18 protein-coding genes are annotated in these 19,506 nt (G+C 47.1%); 11 read left to right on the top strand and 7 right to left on the bottom strand.

From position 1 onward, the window contains the following. Positions 1-94: 94 nt before the first annotated feature. Positions 95-2,899 carry a collagenase gene (locus tag FIU82_RS08185; RefSeq protein ID WP_152440810.1) on the top strand — a complete coding sequence of 935 codons (2,805 nt, stop codon included), beginning with the start codon at positions 95-97 and terminating at the stop codon, positions 2,897-2,899. 51 nt (positions 2,900-2,950) lie between these two features. On the opposite strand, the gene fur is transcribed toward FIU82_RS08185, so the two are convergent. The 5 genes from fur to FIU82_RS08160 form a co-directional block, all read right to left on the bottom strand. Beyond that, positions 2,951-3,397 (bottom strand): ferric iron uptake transcriptional regulator, encoded by a 447-nt coding sequence (gene fur, locus FIU82_RS08180; protein ID WP_022946542.1) that lies wholly within the window; start codon positions 3,395-3,397, stop codon positions 2,951-2,953. Positions 3,398-3,534: 137 nt separating this feature from the next. Next, the gene (fldA, locus tag FIU82_RS08175; protein WP_022946543.1) at positions 3,535-4,062 is read right to left on the bottom strand and encodes a flavodoxin FldA; all 528 of its coding nucleotides are present in this window, start codon (positions 4,060-4,062) and stop codon (positions 3,535-3,537) included. 14 nt (positions 4,063-4,076) lie between these two features. Next, positions 4,077-4,355, bottom strand: coding sequence for a LexA regulated protein (gene ybfE, locus FIU82_RS08170; protein WP_022946544.1), 279 nt, complete (start codon positions 4,353-4,355; stop codon positions 4,077-4,079). Positions 4,356-4,357: 2 nt separating this feature from the next. Beyond that, positions 4,358-4,579, bottom strand: a complete 222-nt coding sequence (locus tag FIU82_RS08165; protein WP_022946545.1) for a DUF2788 domain-containing protein — start codon at positions 4,577-4,579, stop codon at positions 4,358-4,360. Positions 4,580-4,704: 125 nt separating this feature from the next. Beyond that, complete coding sequence (locus FIU82_RS08160) at positions 4,705-5,481, bottom strand: alpha/beta fold hydrolase (RefSeq protein ID WP_152440809.1); 777 nt, start codon at positions 5,479-5,481, stop codon at positions 4,705-4,707. 182 nt (positions 5,482-5,663) lie between these two features. Here FIU82_RS08160 and seqA point away from each other — a divergent pair, with 182 nt between their 5' ends. The 7 genes from seqA (at position 5,664) to FIU82_RS08125 (ending at position 13,596) form a co-directional block, all read left to right on the top strand. After that, positions 5,664-6,209 carry a replication initiation negative regulator SeqA gene (gene seqA, locus FIU82_RS08155; protein ID WP_152440808.1) on the top strand — a complete coding sequence of 182 codons (546 nt, stop codon included), beginning with the start codon at positions 5,664-5,666 and terminating at the stop codon, positions 6,207-6,209. A gap of 10 nt (positions 6,210-6,219) precedes the next feature. Continuing rightward, on the top strand, positions 6,220-7,860 hold the full coding sequence (gene pgm / locus FIU82_RS08150; RefSeq protein WP_045978341.1) for a phosphoglucomutase (alpha-D-glucose-1,6-bisphosphate-dependent): 1,641 nt from the start codon (positions 6,220-6,222) through the stop codon (positions 7,858-7,860). Between the two features lie 95 nt (positions 7,861-7,955). After that, positions 7,956-8,990: a succinylglutamate desuccinylase gene (astE, locus tag FIU82_RS08145; RefSeq protein WP_022946549.1), complete on the top strand. Its 1,035-nt coding sequence runs from the start codon at positions 7,956-7,958 to the stop codon at positions 8,988-8,990. 291 nt (positions 8,991-9,281) lie between these two features. After that, positions 9,282-10,499, top strand: a complete 1,218-nt coding sequence (locus tag FIU82_RS08140) for a thiamine pyrophosphate-dependent dehydrogenase E1 component subunit alpha (protein ID WP_022946550.1) — start codon at positions 9,282-9,284, stop codon at positions 10,497-10,499. After that, positions 10,499-11,476: an alpha-ketoacid dehydrogenase subunit beta gene (locus FIU82_RS08135; RefSeq protein ID WP_022946551.1), complete on the top strand. Its 978-nt coding sequence runs from the start codon at positions 10,499-10,501 to the stop codon at positions 11,474-11,476. The genes FIU82_RS08140 and FIU82_RS08135 overlap by 1 nt, the downstream gene beginning before the upstream one ends. Positions 11,477-11,486: 10 nt before the next feature. After that, complete coding sequence (locus FIU82_RS08130; RefSeq protein ID WP_152440807.1) at positions 11,487-13,064, top strand: dihydrolipoyllysine-residue acetyltransferase; 1,578 nt, start codon at positions 11,487-11,489, stop codon at positions 13,062-13,064. A gap of 166 nt (positions 13,065-13,230) precedes the next feature. Then, the gene (locus FIU82_RS08125; RefSeq protein WP_022946553.1) at positions 13,231-13,596 is read left to right on the top strand and encodes a DUF805 domain-containing protein; all 366 of its coding nucleotides are present in this window, start codon (positions 13,231-13,233) and stop codon (positions 13,594-13,596) included. 42 nt (positions 13,597-13,638) lie between these two features. Here FIU82_RS08125 and FIU82_RS08120 read toward each other — a convergent pair whose 3' ends face one another. Then, entirely contained in the window at positions 13,639-14,814 is a 1,176-nt protein-coding gene (locus FIU82_RS08120; RefSeq protein ID WP_152440806.1) for a putative manganese transporter, read from the bottom strand. Between the two features lie 61 nt (positions 14,815-14,875). After that, positions 14,876-16,504: a M28 family metallopeptidase gene (locus FIU82_RS08115; RefSeq protein ID WP_152440805.1), complete on the bottom strand. Its 1,629-nt coding sequence runs from the start codon at positions 16,502-16,504 to the stop codon at positions 14,876-14,878. A 108-nt stretch (positions 16,505-16,612) separates the two neighbouring features. Between FIU82_RS08115 and FIU82_RS08110 the strand changes: the two genes are divergently transcribed. The 3 genes from FIU82_RS08110 to FIU82_RS08100 are packed head-to-tail and all read left to right on the top strand — an operon-like array spanning position 16,613 to position 19,414. Next, complete coding sequence (locus FIU82_RS08110) at positions 16,613-17,422, top strand: DUF3025 domain-containing protein (protein ID WP_152440804.1); 810 nt, start codon at positions 16,613-16,615, stop codon at positions 17,420-17,422. Next, positions 17,422-18,213 (top strand): ATP-binding cassette domain-containing protein, encoded by a 792-nt coding sequence (locus FIU82_RS08105; RefSeq protein WP_045978335.1) that lies wholly within the window; start codon positions 17,422-17,424, stop codon positions 18,211-18,213. Before FIU82_RS08110 ends, FIU82_RS08105 begins: the two co-directional genes overlap by 1 nt. Then, complete coding sequence (locus FIU82_RS08100; protein WP_152440803.1) at positions 18,206-19,414, top strand: ABC transporter permease; 1,209 nt, start codon at positions 18,206-18,208, stop codon at positions 19,412-19,414. The genes FIU82_RS08105 and FIU82_RS08100 overlap by 8 nt, the downstream gene beginning before the upstream one ends. Positions 19,415-19,506: the final 92 nt, after the last annotated feature.

Genomic DNA, 19,506 nt, shown 5'->3' with positions numbered 1-19,506 from the left:
CGATATAACCACAACGAATATAAAATATATTGTATACATTATTAACTAAATGTTAACTTTGCCGCGAGTTCAATCAACCCAGAAAAGGTACATTATGAGAAAATCAGCAATTACGTCGGCACTGATGGTTACGCTTGGCTGCGTAGCTGGCCACGTTAGCGCGCACCCGGGCACCAGTGATGGCAAGCGATTGTTTAAACCTATAAGTGCACAGCATTCATTGGCCGTTGCCCATGAGACGGACCAGCAGAGGCAACATATCGCGCCGCCAACGGCTGATAGGCAAACGCAGCTTTCTTCAATCCATTTAGTTAATGAGCTTTCACCTTCTAGCTTGATGGCAGATGCGAGTGCGCAGTGTGCTCTGCAGCAATTGGCTGACGCGTCGAGCGCCACCATCGCCGAGCAAGTGACCAGTCAGGGTGTGGATTGCGTCAACGCGCTATTTAGTGCCAGCAATGATATCGCTGGACAAATTGTTACTGATGGTAAAATGTTAGCAGTCGCTGATAGGGCGCTTGTGCTTGCCAGCAATTATAACGGCCAAGGCAGTGCTAATTTGGAAGCGCTATTTTTGTTTCTGCGCGCTGGCTTCTATGTCGAGTTCTATAACGATCAGGTAAGCTTATCGCTAGCTGCAACTGAGGCGACCCAGCAAGCACTGGATGCCTTTGTCGCCAATACCCACTTTTATGCCAACAGCGACGCCCATGGCAAGACGCTTAGTGAAGTGATCATCACTATGGATAGCGCTGAATTACAACACCGCTACTTACCGCAAGTTAAACAATGGCTAAGTCGTTGGGACCAAAGTTATGGTAATAGCTGGCATATGCGCTCGGCGGTAAATGGTATTTTTACCATTTTGTTCCGAGGCCAATGGAATGATGAATTCATGGCGCTGGCAAAAACCGATACGGAGCTGGCACGATTGTTAGGTGAGTTCACAGCGCAAACCTGGATGATAGGTAGCGACAGCGAATATCTGATCACCAACGCGGCAAGGGAGTTAGCGCGGTTAAAAATGCACAGCGGCGAGCCAATTGAAGATGAGGCCGATAAGCAGCTTAGCGCACTATTTGCCCGTTATAACATGGTTGGCTACGGTGATGCCCTCTGGTTAGGCGCAGCCGATATCGTCGATTACTACGGTGCCTGCGCGCAGTTTGAGGTATGTGGTTTTAAAGAACAGGTTGAGCAGCAGGTATTGGGTCAAATTCACCAGTGCAGTGACACCATTCGCATTCGTGCACAGCAATTAAGTGCCAGTCAACAACAAGCAGCCTGTGAAAAAATGGCCTACGAAGAAGGGGTGTTCCACGACAAGTTAGCCACTAATAATCAACCTGTTGCCGATGATTTGAACTCCTTCTTACAGGTGAATGTGTTCAATAGCAGCGACGATTATAAAAAATATGCTGGGGTTATTTTTGGCATCGATACCAACAATGGCGGTATGTATTTAGAGGGTGATCCGAGCAACCCGGACAATCAGGCCAACTTTGTTGCTTACGAGGCCAGCTATGCCAACGCTGACCACTATGTCTGGAATTTAGAGCATGAATATGTTCACTACTTAGACGGGCGCTTTAATCTTTATGGTGACTTTAATGCCCCGACAGCCGATATAGTTTGGTGGAGTGAGGGAGTGGCTGAATATGTCTCGTTACTTGAGGACAACAGCGCTGCAATTGAGACCATAAAAGATGGCAGCACTTACCAATTAGGCGAGGTGTTTGCCACCACGTATGCCGGTTTTGACCAAGATAGAATTTATCGCTGGGGGTACTTGGGGGTGCGCTTTATGTTTGAGCGTCACCGTAGCGAGTTGGCCAACATGCTAGCGAATACTCGCCAGGGCAACTGGCAAGGCTATCAAAGCCAAATGAATAGCTGGGCGGCGAGTTATGGCAATGAATTCACGACTTGGACACAAGCGCTCGCTGGTGGCGAGAACAATACCGCGCCAACGGCCCGCATTAACGCCCTCGATACCGGGGTTGTGAATCAAAGTGTGAGCTTCGATGGCAGTGCGAGCAGCGACAGCGAAGGCGCTATCGCAAGCTATCTTTGGGACTTTGGTGACGGCACATCAGGGCGAGGGGCTATTGCACAGCATAGCTATAATCAGCCGGGAAGTTACATCGTGACCTTGAGTGTGAGTGATGAGCAGGGCCTGAGCCACAGTATCAGTCACAGTATTACCATTGAGGCCGATAGCAGCGGCGGTATTACTGAGCTGAGCAATGGGCAAAGCGTGTCTATCAGTGGAGCACAAGATAGCGAGCAAGTGTTCCGTATCACACTGCCGCAAGGCACTTCAGCACTTGATGTGACCCTTTCAGGAGGCAGTGGTGATGCTGACCTTTATGTTCGTGAACAACAAGCCCCCACCACAGGCGAGTTTGACTGTCGTCCGTATATTGGTGGTAATGAGGAACAATGCCAGCTCAATCTAGGTAGCGCGACCAGTGAAGTGTATATCATGGTCAGGGGGTATAATGCGTTTGCGGATGTGAGCCTAACAGCCAGCTATCAGGCGCCTTCTCACATCGATGATATGTGCGCGCAACAAGGACCGCGTACTGATGGTCGCTTAGTGGCCGGTGAGACTATCTGCTTAGGTGCGCAGGCACCGATGTGGTTTAGTATTGAAAATGTCGCCGCAGCGCAAAGTGTGCGTATCGAAACGGCCCATGGCAGTGGCGATTTAATGCTGGAATATGCCAACCAAGGCTGGCCCAACGGCAGCAATGTTGAGGCCCGCAGTGATACATCAGGAAACGTGGAGTGTTTATCGGTGAGTGGTCAAAGCGACTACTGGGGGTATTTAAAAGTATCCGGCAACAGCGCTGGAGCGAGCTTGAAACTTAGTATTGATGAGGGCCATTGTCAGTAAACCAAAGACACAAAAAACCTGCGTTAGCGCAGGTTTTTTTCATATTAGCAATTAGTTATTGCTCATCTCGGCGTAGTTCTTACACGCTTCAACATCTTTACACTCGCCGTATAGATAGAGTGAGTGATTAGTTAGCGTAATGCCGTTTTCTTCTGCGATTTCTACCTGACGACGTTCAATCATGTCGTCTTCAAACTCGATCACTCGACCACATTTTAAACACACTAAATGGTCGTGGTGCGTAGAGCCGGCCAATTCAAATACCGATTTGCCGCCTTCGAAGTGGTGGCGGGTGACAATGCCAGCATCATCGAACTGGTTTAAAACGCGATAAACAGTAGCCAGACCGATCTCTTCGCTGTTATCAAGCAGGATTTTGTAGACGTCCTCGGCACTGATGTGTTGGTTATCCGGAGACTGGAGGATTTCTAGGATTTTAATACGCGGTAGCGTGACCTTTAAGCCCGCTTTTTTAAGCTCTAGATTATGATCAGTCATTCAACTTGTTCTCGATTTTAGATTCTTGGTTGCACCGCTAAGCCACAGCAAGCGGTGCGTGCGACGCATAATAATGGCTAAGAATAACGTGCTTTACTATCAAGTGTAAAGCCAAGTTACCCTTAGCGTTTTTGTTCTTAGTCGGCAAGTTCTGCTAGGCACATTTCATCAAAAATCTGCTTACACCAGGTTTTCACACGCTCATCGGTCAGCTCTGGTTGACGGTCTTCATCAATGCCCAAGCCAACGAAATGCTCGTCATCAACCAGCCCTTTTGATGCTTCAAAATCATAGCCTTCGGTAGGCCAATTACCGACTACAATAGCACCACGCTCGGTGATAATGTCGTTGACCATGCCCATGGCATCAAGGAAGTACTCGGCATAATCTTCTTGATCACCACAACCAAAGATAGCACATAGCTTGCCGTCAAAGTCGATTTCTTCTAGTTCAGGGAAAAAGTCATCCCAGTCACACTGCGCTTCGCCGTAGTACCATGTGGGGATACCAAAGAGCAGCAGGTCAAACTCTGCAATCTCTTCTTTGCTGCTTTTCGCGATGTCGTGCACGGCTACCATGTTCTTGCCGAGCTCTTTTTGGATCATTTTTGCAACGTGCTCAGTGTTACCCGTATCACTACCAAAAAATATACCTACACTTGCCATGAATAAATAACCTTTTATGTATCTATAGCCAATCGTTCTTGCAAAATGGTTTCAATCAACGCACTACGGCTAATATTCTGCGCATCTGCCATATCATTTAATGCTTGATACAGCTCTGATGAAACTTTAAATTCGACGCGTTTCAAGCCCCGCGCTTTATCGCGCTTGAGCTGGTTACGCTTATTTACTTTCAGTTGTAACTCCCGAGGGAGCGGGTTAGTTTTTGGACGACCCGGGCGTCGCTCATACTCGAATAAATCGAGCGTGGTTCTATCTAGCTCTGACTTGGCCATGGTTAACCCACACCTGCTCCTTGCCAGAAGACTTGAATAAGCCCTTTGGCGATAAAGCCGGAACAGCCTAAAAACAACACAAGCCAGACAATATAACGACCAAATTTAGGCACATCGCCTTTTTTAAGTACGTCTTGAATTGCCATGCCGATGAAAAAAAAGATGCCAGCAAGGCCAAAATATAACCCGAGGGTATCGATCTCATTGATTAATTGGTCGACCATTGACTGCTACCTATCTGTAAAACGGCGCGCATTGTAGCACAGAAAAATCCAATAATTTAGGTGATATTGAGGCTTTTAGCCTCCGTTATACTAACCCTAAATTACGCTCATACTATTGATATGGATTAACGTGTTAAAAAATCAACGATGGATTTATTTACTGCTGCCGGTTTTTCAGCGTGTAGCCAATGTCCGGTGCCTTGAATTACTTTTGCTTTGGCATTCGGGAACAGGGTCATGATCTGTTCTTTGTGCTCAGGCAAAATATAATCTGAGTCGCCACCTTTAACGAACAGTGTATCACACAAACAAGAATCATTTACAACTGGCTGCGATAGGATATTAGCATATTGCTGTTTTAGCACTGGCAAATTAAATTGCCATTCTAAGGAGCCTTTGTCGGTTTTTTTCAAGCTTTTAGCCAAAAACTGGCGTACACCCGGTGTGGCTATGTATTCACTCATTAACTCATCCGCTTGCGAACGTGAGCCAACTGATGCACTGGCAACGCCTTCAAGCGCTTGAAAAATGGCGTCATGACGGGAGTGGTAACTCACTGGAGCCACGTCAAGTACAACGAGCTTGCTGACGCGCTCGGGTGCATCTATTGCTACTTGCATAGCCACTTTGCCGCCCATGGAATGACCAACAATGTGCGCTTGCGCGATCTCCAGCTCATCCATCAGCGCAATAATGTCCTCGGCCATAGCGGGGTAGGTCATGGTCTCACTGTGAAAAGATTGACCGTGATTGCGCACGTCCACGTTAATTACATGAAACTGCTCACTGAGGGCTCTGGCAACGACTTTAAGATTATCTAATGAGCCAAATAAACCATGAATAACAATCACAGTGGGAGCATTTTTTGGCGCCTCAGAGCTGCTTTGATAATTTAGTAACATAAACACGTTATCATCGATGAAAGTAGGTAAATTGTGCCCACTGGGCGCGCGCAATGCAACACTTGGTCAAACACTGCTCAGTTGCTAAGGGCCTATACAGGGCACGCCCCCTAGCTTATTCAGGTAACTTGGGTATAATTCTGCAAAGCATTTGTAAACTTGGCAGTAATGACAGGAATATCATGAAAAAAATAGAAATAGACGACGAGCTATACCAATATATTGCCAGCAATACCCAAAGCATTGGCGAAAGTGCCTCTGAGATTTTGCGTCGTTTATTGAATTTGCAAAGCGCAGCGCCCGTAGCTGCGCCAGCCACTGTAGAAACCGATGTAAGCGATGAGCCCGAGGAGCAGCAAGCGCAGCCCATGGCTGAAGCTGATGATAGCCAAGCCAGCGTGTTCGACATTCTTAATAAAGAAGAATTGGCGATGCAAAAGGGCGTTGTTGGCCGCTTCTTGTTTATTCTTGCAGCGCTGCACCGCACCCATAAAACCACATTCCACCGCGTACTGAATATTAAAGGCCGTGACCGTCGATACTTTGGTAAAAGTAAAGAGGAGTTGCAGGCCAGTGGTAGCAGTCTAAACCCAAAGAATATCGATGACAGTCCTTTTTGGGTAATGACCAACTCTAATACCACCCGTAAGAAAATGATGTTGCATGAAGCGGCGTTAGAGCTGGGTTACACTAAAGAGCAAGCAGAAACTATTCGCGACTATTTATAAGGAATCAGGTATGGCCCTTCACCCCAATGCCGGAAAACTCGCCAAGCAAGCCGATCTTGTTAATGTACCTAAATTAATGAGCGCTTATTATCTCAATGAGCCTGATGTGGAGCAATTTCCAGAGCACCGGGTCGCATTTGGTACTTCCGGTCATCGTGGTTGTTCTTTTAATACGCAATTTAATGAATCTCACATTTTGGCTATTACCCAGGCTATTTGTGATTACCGCAAAAAAGAGAATATTTTCGGGCCACTGTTTTTAGGCAAAGATACGCATGCGTTGTCGGAGTCGGCGTTTAATTCTGCCATTGAGGTATTGGTCGCCAACGAAGTGCAAATCATTACCCAGCAAGACGATGACTTTACGCCCACTCCGGTGATAAGCCATGCGGTAGTGAGCCACAATAAAGCCCACCCACATGAATTGGCCGACGGCATTGTGGTGACACCCTCACATAATCCACCTCAAGATGGTGGTTTTAAATATAATCCGCCCAATGGTGGGCCTGCTGATACCAACGCCACAAAATGGATTGAAGATAGAGCGAATCAGTTACTCATTGAAGATCTGGTGGAAGTGGAGCTTTTCCCCTTTGCTAAGGCCGTGCGCTCTGGTTTTATCAAATACGTGGACTTAATAACCCCATTTGTTGCTGATTTAGCCAATGTCGTTGATATGCACGCGATCGCCAAATCAGGGATCACCATAGGTATCGACCCCCTCGGTGGTTCGGGAATTCATTATTGGCCGCATATTGCCAAGCAATATGGATTAAACCTCACGGTTGTGAACGACGCGATAGACCCGCGTTTTGCGTTTATGCCACAAGATAAAGATGGCAAAATCCGAATGGATTGCTCATCCCCTTATGCGATGACCAATTTGGTCGCACTAAAAGACCGCTTCGATATTGGCATTGGTAACGACCCAGATTATGACCGCCACGGTATTGTTACCCCAGACGGGTTGATGAACCCCAACCACTTTCTTGCCGTCGCTATTGATTACCTATTGACTCATCGCAGCGCGTGGCCGGGCGATGTGAAAGTCGGTAAAACTTTGGTCTCCAGTGCGATGATTGATAAAGTGGTACAAAGCCACGGTAAAACCTTGTTTGAAGTCCCTGTGGGCTTTAAATGGTTTGTTGACGGTTTGCATAGCAGCGAATTGTGTTTCGGCGGTGAAGAAAGTGCCGGAGCTTCGTATCTACGCTTAGATGGCTCGGTATGGAACACCGATAAAGACGGATTTGTTATGGGGTTACTTGCTGCTGAGATTCTCGCCGTTACCGGCAAAACGCCTTCGCAGTACTACCAGCAGCTAGTGGCAAAATTTGGCGAGCCTGTGTACAAACGCATTGACGCCCCTGCTAATAGTGAGCAAAAAGCGAAACTGAAAGCACTCAGTGCTGAGGCCATTACGGCCACTGAACTGGCCGGAGATGCGATCACAGCCAAGCTGACTCATGCGCCAGGCAATGATGCTCCGATTGGTGGTCTAAAAGTAGTGACTGAAAATGGCTGGTTTGCGGCCAGACCGTCGGGCACCGAAGACATTTACAAGATTTACCTTGAGTCCTTCCAAGGTGAAGAACATTTACAACAATTAGAACAAGCAGCCAAGGCGTTGGTTGATAACGCCATTGCTTAACCCGCTCATATAAGCCAGTCGTTCGACTGGCTTTTTACTGTTTATCTTGATAACGCTGCCGATAGGCGGCGAAGCTCTCACAATAAAGGTGTACTATGTATTTACAGCGTCTGAAAGAGACCGGTGACTTCCTTAGCATAACCCGTGAAAATGAATTCAATCTGCCGCCAGAGCAGTTCACGCTTGATAATGGCACAATTGTAAAGGTCCTTGACACAGGAGTCATTGAATTCACTCCAGCGCAATACGGTGATAAGGATTTTGTTTTCTCCAGTGCCGTGCATGGCAATGAAACTGCGCCTATAGAAATTTGTGATCAACTGATACAAGCCATTATCGCTGAACACATTACTTTAACTCACCGTGTGCTGTTCATTTTTGGTAATCCGAAATCAATTAATATTGGCCAGCGTTTTGTCGATGAAAACCTTAATCGTCTGTTCTGCGGCAAGCACAGCGAGGGTGGGGTAGATAACCCTGAGCGTCAGCGCGCGAAAAAGCTTGAACACTATGTAGAGCAGTTCTTTACCATGGCGGGGCAAGGGCGCTATCGTGCACATTATGACCTGCATACCGCGATTCGCGACTCCAAGAACGAGAAATTTGCGGTGTATCCGTTTTTACATGGTAAACCCCATAAACGCGAACAACTACAGTTTTTGCTTAGTTGTGGTGTACAAACGGTGTTGCTAATGTCTGAACCCGCATCCACCTTCAGTTATTTTTCTTCCCGTCATTTTGATGCAGATGCGTTCACTATTGAATTAGGGAAAGTGCGTCCTTTTGGTGACAACGACATGAGCCGTTTCGCTAAAGCCAAAGCCACCCTTGAGGCATTGATCACGCAAGAAACCGTGACTTACCCTGAACTTCATGCGGATGATGTTGAGTTATTTTCGGTTTATCGCACCATTAATCGCCATCATGAAGATTTCAGCTTTACCTTTGCCGACGATGTGCCTAATTTCACTGGCTTCGCCAAAGGTGAATTATTAGGTCATGATGGTGAGCAAGAAATTCGTGCCGAGGTAGAGGGTGAGGCGATTATTTTCCCTAACGCTAAAGTCGCATTGGGGCAACGAGCTTTGCTCACAGTTGTCCCCACAAAACTCACCGATGAGTTCATCTGATCCGACCACTTTGCTCCGTAATATCCATTTATTTCAATACGTTACGGAGCGTACACGGAACTTGCCAAGGCCCCATTCTCAATGATGTGAATATTCGGCTATCATTAGTTGAATATACCTTTACGTTGACGTAAAGTGGCGGCAGCATAATTTAAACTAAGCGCGTGTAGTGGAAGATTTAGACCATTATTCACTAACTGAAAGACTAACTATTGCAAGTCAGTCGATCAGCAAAGCAACAATAACAACATCTCAACGCTTAGCTTGGTGACAACAACAGAAGGGAAGGTTATGACTAACCCCAATAATGTTTCGTTGAATATTAATCACGAACTAGAATTTATTGATGGCCATGGCCTCGATGTGCCTACTTATCGCGTTCTTAGCGAACAAGGTAGTGTGCTTGAGGGTGCAAAAGAGCCAGAAATTGATAAGCAAACAGCGCTAAAAATATACGATACCATGCGCTTCATACGTGCCTTAGACGAGCGTATGCAAGCAGCACAACGCCAAGGGCGTGTCAGCTTTTATATGCAGTGTTTAGGTGAAGAAGCTGCGGTAACCGCCAGTGCGGCGGCGCTTGATGATAACGATATGATCATGGCGCAGTATCGTGAGCAGGCGGCGCTACGCTACCGAGGTTTTACCCTAGAGCAGTTCATGAATCAGATGTTCTCAAACGAGCAGGACTTGGGTAAAGGCCGCCAAATGCCAATCCACTATGGCTCTCGTGAGCTCAACTACATGACCATCTCGTCACCGCTGGGCACGCAAATTCCACAAGCGACTGGGTATGCTTATGGGCAGAAACTGAAGCATGTCAACAAAGACTCCGGCGAGCTCGATAGCACTATTGATAATGTCACCATTTGCTATTTTGGCGAAGGGGCGGCATCAGAGGGTGATTTTCATGCCGGGTTAAATATGGCCGCTGTACATAAAGCGCCAGTGCTGTTTTTTGCTCGTAACAACGGTTATGCGATTTCCACCCCCGCCGATGAGCAGTTTGCCGGCGACGGTATTGCATCGCGTGGTGTGGGTTATGGTATTAAAGCTATCCGTGTAGATGGAGCCGATGCCTTAGCCGTTTATGCGGCGACCAAAAAGGCACGTGAAATTGCCACCGAAACCGGTGAACCTGTGCTAATTGAATCCCTCGCTTACCGTCTAGGGGCGCACTCTACTTCGGATGACCCGAGCGGCTACCGCTCTAAAGATGAAGAAGCGGGCTTTCGTGAAAACTGTCCAGTCGCACGTTTTCGCAATTGGTTGCTGAGTAAAGGCTGGCTTGATGAACAAGAAGACGAGCAAGTGAAAGAGAAAGTGCGTGAGCAAATTCTTGAAGCATTAAAGGCGGCAGAGAAAGTGGCTAAGCCACCGTTGGAAGACCTTATTAGCGACGTGTATGACACGCCCATCCCGAGTCTTGAAAAGCAATACAATGAATTAAAGACTCATATTAAGAAGTACCCCGATGCCTATCCAACAACAGCAGGGAGATTGAAATAATGAAAACAATGAACATGCTTCATGCTATCAACTCGGCGTTGGATATCACCATGGCAGAGCACGACCATGCCTGTATTTTCGGTGAGGATGTTGGCTACTTTGGCGGTGTATTTCGGGCCACGTCCGGATTACAAGAGAAATACGGGAAACACCGGGTATTCAACACGCCGCTAACCGAACAAGGGATTGCGGGATTCGCCAACGGTTTAGCTGCGTTTGGTGCGCCAGCGATTGCTGAAATTCAATTTGCGGATTACATTTTCCCTGCGTTTGACCAAATCGTTAATGAGTCAGCGAAGTTCCGTTACCGCAGCGGTAACGAGTTTAATGTCGGTAATCTTACCATCCGTACACCTTATGGTGGTGGCATTGCCGGAGGTTTATACCACTCGCAATCGCCTGAAGCGTATTTTGCGCACACCCCGGGGTTAAAGATTGTAGTACCGCGTAACCCATACCAAGCCAAAGGCTTACTGCGCGCTGCCATCAAAGATGACAACCCAGTGCTGTTCTTCGAACCAAAGCGTCTCTATCGGGCCTCTACTGGCGAAGTGCCCGAGGAAGATTACACCATTGAGCTGGGCAAAGCCGAAGTGGTGCAAGAAGGTAAAGACGTGACTGTATTGGCCTGGGGTGCACAGATGGAAATCATTGCAGCAGCGGCTGAGAAAGCTAAAGAGCAGGGGATCAGTGTGGAGCTGATAGACTTGCGCAGCATCCTTCCTTGGGACGTCGATACCGTTGCTGAGTCTGTGAAAAAGACAGGTCGACTCGTGGTGAGTCATGAAGCGCCTATTACTAATGGTTTTGGCGCCGAGATTGTGGCGACCATCCAGCAACAATGCTTCCTTTACTTGGAATCACCCATCACGCGTGTGTGTGGCTTGGATACACCGTATCCATTAGCACTAGAAAAAGAATATATTCCAGATGCGCTGAAGGTATTCGAAGCCATTAAAAACGCGGTTGAGTTTTAAGGGGATAATCATGGCAAAAGATTTTATTTTACCAGATATTGGTGAAGGCATTGTTGAATGTGAAGTGGTTGAGTGGTTGGTGGCAGTCGGTGACGAAGTCAAAGAAGATCAACCCATTTGCGATGTCATGACTGACAAAGCCCTAGTGCAAATCCCAGCGGTACATGATGGCGTGATCACTGAGCTTTATTATGCCAAAGGGGATATTGCTAAAGTACATCAACCATTGTTTGCAATGGATGTAAACGGCGAGCAAGAAGACAGCTCCAAGGCGCAAAGCACCGAGCAAGAGCCCGAAGTGAAGCAAGCGAGTGCAACGTCTAACAGCGCGGGTACTCAGCGCGAGGACTTTATCTTGCCTGATATTGGCGAGGGCATTGTCGAGTGTGAAATAGTTGAATGGTTGGTGAGTGAAGGCGATACCATTAAAGAAGACCAAGCGGTATGTGATGTGATGACAGACAAGGCGCTGGTGCAAATCCCTGCTAAGTACGACGGTCAAGTGGTCAAGCTCTATTATCAAAAGGGTGATATTGCTAAGGTGCACAGCCCGCTATTCCAAATGGAAATTGCCGGTTCGACAAACGCCGAGCAACGTAACGAGAGCACTGACTCGGCAGCGCAATCACAGCATAATGAAGCAGCCTCAGAGGCCAATACTGACACCTCTGTTGCCCAAGGAAAAGCATTAGCATCTCCTGCTGTGCGTCGCCGTGCGCGTGAGCATGATATTGACATCAGCAAAGTTCCTGGCAGCGGTAAAAATGGCCGTGTATACAAAGAAGACATTGAACGCTTCTTGGCATCTGGTGACACAGCGCAAAGTGCTTCGCAGCAAGGGCCGAGCAACACTACATCGAGTAACGCCAATCAACAAAGTGGCGGGTCTCGTGTAGAGCCGATCAAAGGTATGAAAGCGGCCATGGCGAAGCAGATGTCGGCGTCGGTTTCCACTATTCCGCACTTTACATACAGTGACGAAATTGACCTTACGGACTTAATCGCATTGCGCGGCGCGCTCAAAGAGCAGTATAAGCAGCAAGGCGTGAAGTTAACTATGATGCCATTTTTCATCAAGGCGCTATCACTGGCGATGCAAGAATTCCCGGTGTTAAACGCGCAAGTCAATGATGAGTGCACTGAGTTAACCTACTTCGATGACCACAACATTGGCATGGCCGTTGACTCTAAACTTGGATTGCTGGTACCCAATGTAAAACAAGTGCAGAGCAAATCGATTGTTGATGTCGCTAACGAAGTAACTCGCCTTACTGACAGTGCCCGAGAAGGGCGTGTAGCGCCAGCCGATTTGAAATCAGGGACTATCTCTATTTCTAACATCGGTGCTATTGGCGGCACGACAGCTACACCGATTATCAATAAGCCTGAAGTAGCCATTGTTGCCCTTGGTAAAGTACAGCAATTGCCGCGCTTTAACGAAGCTGGTGATGTTGAAGCGCGTGCAATAATGCAGGTCAGTTGGTCAGGGGATCACCGTGTAATTGATGGCGGCACCATCGCCCGCTTTAATAATCTATGGAAAGATTTCTTAGAGCAGCCAAGTAAAATGCTGATGGCAATGCGCTAACTGGTCCAATTAGCTGAACAAAAACTGAAAAAACTAGCTCCGGCTAGTTTTTTTTATAGCTATTTTCCTCTATTATTATCCTAACTTTTGCGCTGCAAAGGTGGCTTGCTCTGACGTACATCGCTCAGGACAAAGGAATTTCAAAATAACTAATAGGAAAATAGTGATGAACTATTATATTGAAGCGTTTCAACGCTTTGCTGATTTTAAAGGCCGTATCCGTCGTAAAGCTTACTGGATGTTCTTTTTATTCAACTTCATCTTTAGCATCGTTACTGCGGTGATTGATGGCGTTTTAGGCACGGCTTTTATCGGTTCAATCTACTCGTTAGTGCTACTTGTTCCAAGTTTAGCTGCGGGTGCTCGTCGCTTACACGATACTGGCCGTTCTGGTTGGTGGCAACTACTTTACCTTATTCCAATTATCGGTTTTATCGTAGTTATTATCTTCCTTGCGCAAGACAGCCAAGAAGGTGACAACGATTGGGGTGCAAACCCTAAAGAAGGTGATATCGAAGGCGCCACTGCCTAATCGATAACGAGATATATAGAGCCGGTTTAGTACCGGCTTTTTTTATGTCCACAGCTTTATAAAATACCAGCCATAGCCTAAAACGAGCGCCGGTATCAAGGTATAGACTGTAGCAATAAATGCGGCCTTGGGTGACAGGGCGATGGCAGGGAATAAGGCATCCCCATCATTTGAGATGGCATTGGCCAACAAGGCACTGAATGGGAGCCCACCTTGAAGGTATAGGCCAGTGACAACAATCTGCGGGCCACAACCAGGAATTAAACCAATCAGCGCAGCGATTAAGGGTGTCCATAACGCATACTGATTAAACCATACCGCTAAATCAAGCCCTGCGAGGGTGCTGACAAGTTCAAACGTAATAAACGCAGCCACTACCCATACAGTAATAAAGTGGGTATCTTGTATAGCCTTAAGAGTTGCAGATTCTGGCTCGGGCGGACAGTCTTCACAGGCAATAGATTGATAATTACCCTCATTTTTGGTGAGCGCCCACACCAGCATCGACGCCACCGCTAAAAAACTACCGCCATACAGCACCATGGTATCGGCACCTTGGAATAGGGTTGCCGGCTCGATATTAAACGCCAAAACGAGGGCAACAAGTAATAGCAATGGTAATGCCCATATCCATATTTGCTTTGTTGCCATCAATAGCGGGCTTGCAGGTTTGCCTTGCAATACATCGGGGTCTGGTTTTTTATGATGAAATTCGATATCGGCGTGTATTTTATTGACTAGCGTGCCCATTAACGTGCCCGCCACCAAGCTAATAGCAAGGACTAACAGGGCATCAAAAGGACTGGCTGCCAAGAGCAAAAAGGCAGCATCCCCCATTGTGGCGCTTAACACCGCAACAACGGCACCGAAACTGACTTGCCCCCGGGTAAATTGGGTCACGACAATAATGGCGCCACCACAGCCTGGCAACGCGCCTAAGAACGCCGCAAATAACACTTCAAATTTAGGGTAACGCTGAGAGAACTGGCCTAATTCCAGTAAAGGGTAACGCTTTATCAGCAGGTAGTAGAGCAGTAGGGTAGCAGCGACAAAGACACTGACCTGAAAGAACGCATCACTGAGCGCCGTTAACGTCAGTTCGCGGGTGCTAGGTAAGGCCAACAGTAGCGCCAAACCAAGAGGGAAAAATAACCGTTTATTAATGACTTTCATCCAATTGGTTGTAAGAACACAGGGTGAGAGAGTCGATACGGGCATAATGTGTAACCTAGATCATAAACTAGGTTACACTATAGTTTAATCTAAATGATAATTAAACCTATTTAGATCTTTGGAATTCCGCGTCTGCATACCACTGCGGCCATTCGCTTTGCTGTGAGATGTCATAGCCCACTTTATAGAACAGCTGCAAATCCTGTACTGCACCGGATAAATCCCATTCATCGCGATAGCGATCGCAAGGCTGGTGATAACAGCCGCGCAACACTAGGCCCATACGCTTACGGTACTTAGCTGTTTGCGCATCTGCAGGCTCACTGCCACCCCCGGCATACATCGCTGGCACACCCATGTTGGCAAAGGCAAAGTGATCAGAGCGATAATACCCACCTGAGCTTGGTTTAGGGTCACCAGACACGCTGCGCTGCTGCATTTTAGCGGCTTCGCTTAGCATATCATCAAGTTCAGACTTACCCATGCCCACAACGCTAATGTCTTTAACCTTACCGAGTAGGTTCAAGCTGTCCATATTGATATTGGCAACGGTTTTATCGATATCGATAACCGGGTTAGCAGCGTAGTATTTTGCCCCTAACAGACCTTGCTCTTCAGCAGTAACGGCTAAAAACGTCATAGAACGGTCTGGATTTTTGGGCAATGTGGCAAAGGCTTCAGCGACTTCAATCATACCGCCAGTGCCGGTGGCATTATCATGTGCGCCATTATAAATCTGGTCGCCCTTACGATTGTTATCGGTTCCTAAGTGATCCCAGTGCGCGGAGTAGATAATGTGCTCATCAGGTTTCGTGCTGCCCGGTAGCGTGGCGATAAAGTTATAGGAAATCGATTTTTTGATTTCGCTGTTTACTTCAACGCTGGCAGTTAAATCGCCCATATCAACATGGTAAGCACCTTCGCTTGCACGTTGTTTAGCTTGGTCAAAATCCAGACCGGCTTTTGCGAATAGCTCTTTGGCTACATCCACAGTCACCCAGCCTTCCACCGCCACGCGGTCCATATTGTTGTTATCTTTTTGGAAGCCAAACTGTGGGCCGCTCCACGAGTTTTCGACCACCGACCACGGATAAGATGCAGGTGCGGTCTCGTGCACAATAATAGCACCAGCAGCGCCTTGGCGGCTTGCTTCTTCGTATTTATATGTCCAGCGGCCATAGTAGGTCATGGCATCGCCGGTGAACAACTCCGGATCTTTGGTCGCAAACCCTGGGTCGTTAACTAGCATCACCACGGTCTTGCCTTTTACATCAAGGCCTTCATAGTCGTTCCAGCCATATTCTGGGGCATTCACACCATAGCCAACAAATACCAGCTCAGAGTCATTGATGGCTTCTTTAGCACTAATACGGCTGGTCCCCATGACCATGTCTTTTTTATATTGGTAGTCTTTACCACCAATGTTAAGGGTCATATTGGGGTCGGCTTCAATCGACACCAGCGGCACTTCTTGTAAGAAGCTATCACCATTGCCGGGCTTAAAGCCTAGGGCCGTAAATTGTTCGGTGAGATAAGCCAGCGTAAGCTCTTCGCCTTTGGTTGACGGAGCACGTCCGCCAAACTCATCGGAAGCCAGTGTTTTAACGTGCTGCGCGAGTTGTTCAGCGTTGATGCTGTTCCAGCCCGCCATAACGTCTTGTTCAGTAATTTGTGTGCTTGCACAGCCAGCAAGGATGCCGCCGGCAAGTAAAGTCAGTGGGAAATAGCGTTTCATATTTATTCATTTCATTGCTATAAGACGACAGCCAGTATAAGGATAGCGATGAAATTACACCAGTTTTTGCGCTAAACTAGGCAAAATTTACGGTTAAAATAAGTAGTAATGAAACGTTTTACCCCCTATCCACAGTGGCGCACTGATTGTTTACAAGGTGGTGCATTTGCCCACCTCAATGCCCTGTTTGCCTTAGAGCAATATCGTGACTGGCCGAGTTTAAGTGAGTTAAACCAACATCAATTGGTGAACGCCCAAGGTTTGGCCATAGAATTTATAGCCAATAGCGAGTTTGAACTGGATGGGCGCTATTATGAGCAATTCATTTATGAAACTGGCAAAGTCCCCACGCGCAGCGAAAACTGGCATGACTTGTTTGGTGCTTATATATGGCGGCTATTTCCTAAAACCAAGGCCTTACTCAATCGCTTACATATTGAGGAAATGGCCCTGCAAACCTGCTCTAAGCGCAGTAAAACCCGTAATGCACTGACCTTGTTTGATGAATGTGCCGTGGTATTAGCGGTGAGTGACCCCAGTTGGATAACCGCCTTTCGCCAACACCAGTGGCAGGAGGTGTTTGTAGAGCGCAAAGAGCAGTGGCAACATAGCATTCGTGCCTATACTTTTGGCCATGCTAATTATGAAATGCTGACACAGCCGTTTATTGGCTTAACGGGGAAAGCGTTATTTATAGACGTTGACGCTGATATATTTTGTAAAGATTTAAGTGCCCAATACCGCTACCTCGATGCGCGCCTATATGAGATGATAGCCGAGCAAAATGTGTTGGCTGATAACTCGCAGCTATCCCCGCTTCCCTTGCTCGGGGTACCGGGATGGTATGACGATAATGTCGACCCAAATTTTTATGCCAATACGGACTACTTTCGACCAAAACGAAGGAACACAAAATAATGATAAGAGTGAATGGGCTACAGAAAAAGTTCAAACTCACCAAAGACCATAAGAAAAATGTCAAAGAGTCGCAGCAAGACCCACGTGAAGACAAAGACTTTTTCCATTCGGTTCGCGATGTCAGCTTTCATTGCAATCAAGGTGAAGTGCTGGGGTTACTTGGGCCTAATGGCGCCGGTAAAACCACCACGCTACGAATGCTATCAACCGCATTAAAGCCCGACTCGGGAAGCATTGAAGTCAATGGCGTGGACGCGGTTAAAAAGCCCTTAGCGGGGCGCAAAGCCATTGGTTTTCTCTCGGGGTCAACAGGCTTATATGGGCGCTTAACAGCGAAAGAAAATGTTGAGTACTTCGCCAAACTCCATGGTCTGAGAGGTTCGGCGCTCGCTGAGCGTTGTGAAGAGCTGTTTACCTTATTGGATATGCACAGCTTTTTGGATAAACGAGCCGATAACCTGTCTACTGGAATGAAGCAAAAAACCAATATCGCCAGAGCCGTGGTACATAAGCCCGATGTGGTGATATTGGATGAGCCCACCACAGGCTTAGATATTATGACCACGCAAACGGTGATTAACTTTATAAAAGGCCTTAAAGAGCAGGGCACACCCGTGATTTTCTCGACCCATCATCTCGATGAGGTTGCGTTATTGTGTGACCGCGTCAGTGTCATTGACTTAGGGGTCACTTGCTTCGACGGCACCTTAGCGCAGTTTAGCGAGCAAGGGCGCGCGACAGCCCTGAACGACGCGTTTATGAATATTCTTGAGGATCATCGCCATGTATGAAGTATTTTTAAAGGAAATAAAAGAACTGTTACGCGATAGAAAAACGCTGATGTTCGTGGTTGCGCTGCCGCTGCTTATTTTTCCGATAATTTTTGCGCTTATTGGCTTTTTAGCATCGCAGGCCGCGCTTGAGGCTAAGCAGGAAGTGCACACATATGCCATCGTTAATGCCCAATATGCAGAGCCTTTCGCGAAGGAAGTCTTTTTTCATAAAAGCTTTAAAGAGCTTGAACAAAAGCATTCATACCAGAGCATTGAAGACTTAAAAGCGGCGGTGGAAGCCGGGACCATCGATGTCGGTATTTACATTCCACAGGATGCGCAAGGGTCGCTGGATAACGGTGAGCAAAGCACCTGGCAAGTTATATTTAATGATGCGCAAACCATCAACTTCTTATTTACCAACTTGAAAGAAGTGGCGGACAAATACGCGCAGCAACTACAAAGTGCCAAGCTTATTGAGCTTGGGGTCAGTGAAGATGCCCAGGCGGCGTTGCTACAGCCCATTGAGCTTGAGAAGGTCAATACCGCCGATCAGCGCGAGAATCTCGGTGAAAAAATCGGTGCCTATATCCCTTATCTGCTGCTACCTTTAGTGCTGACGGGCGCTATGTATCCAGCCATTGACTTAGGGGCCGGTGAAAAAGAACGCGGTACTCTGGAAACCCTGTTATTGACGCCTCTATCACGTACTCAAGTGGTGCTCGGTAAATTCTTAACAGTATTTTGCAGTGGCATTACCAGTGCCATGGTCACGGTGCTCAGTTTTGGATTATGGATCACCCTGGCTGGGCAATTTATTGAGCTTGATATGCTAAAAGAAGCCTTTGGTACGGTAATGGTGACCGACTTATTATTGATTTTGTTGCTATTAATTCCGGTTGCCGCGATTTTTGGCTCTTTAGCGCTGACCATTTCTATTTATGCGCGCAGCTTTAAAGAAGCACAAAACTACATGTCTCCGCTGTCATTTTTAGTGTTCATCCCTATCATTGTCGCCATCATGCCGAATATGGAATTGACCGCTAAAACAGCGCTGATCCCTATCACTAATATTTGCCTGGCTATCAAAGAGATCATCAAAGGCACAGTTGATTTGGGCTTAGTGGGACTTATCTTTGCAGCCACCGTGGTGCTTGCCGGGGTGTTACTGGCATTTTGTACCTACTGGTTTAATAAAGAGGATGTGTTGTTTCGCTAAATTAGGTAATTTAGTTAACTAATTGTTACCTAATGTAATATCTATATAAGGCGTTCCTTCTATACTCAGCACTACGCTAAATGGTATAGAAG

The organism is Pseudoalteromonas sp. THAF3 (assembly GCF_009363775.1).
Classification (GTDB): Bacteria; Pseudomonadota; Gammaproteobacteria; order Enterobacterales; family Alteromonadaceae; genus Pseudoalteromonas; species Pseudoalteromonas ruthenica.
This window is presented reverse-complemented; position numbering and strand designations above follow the sequence as displayed.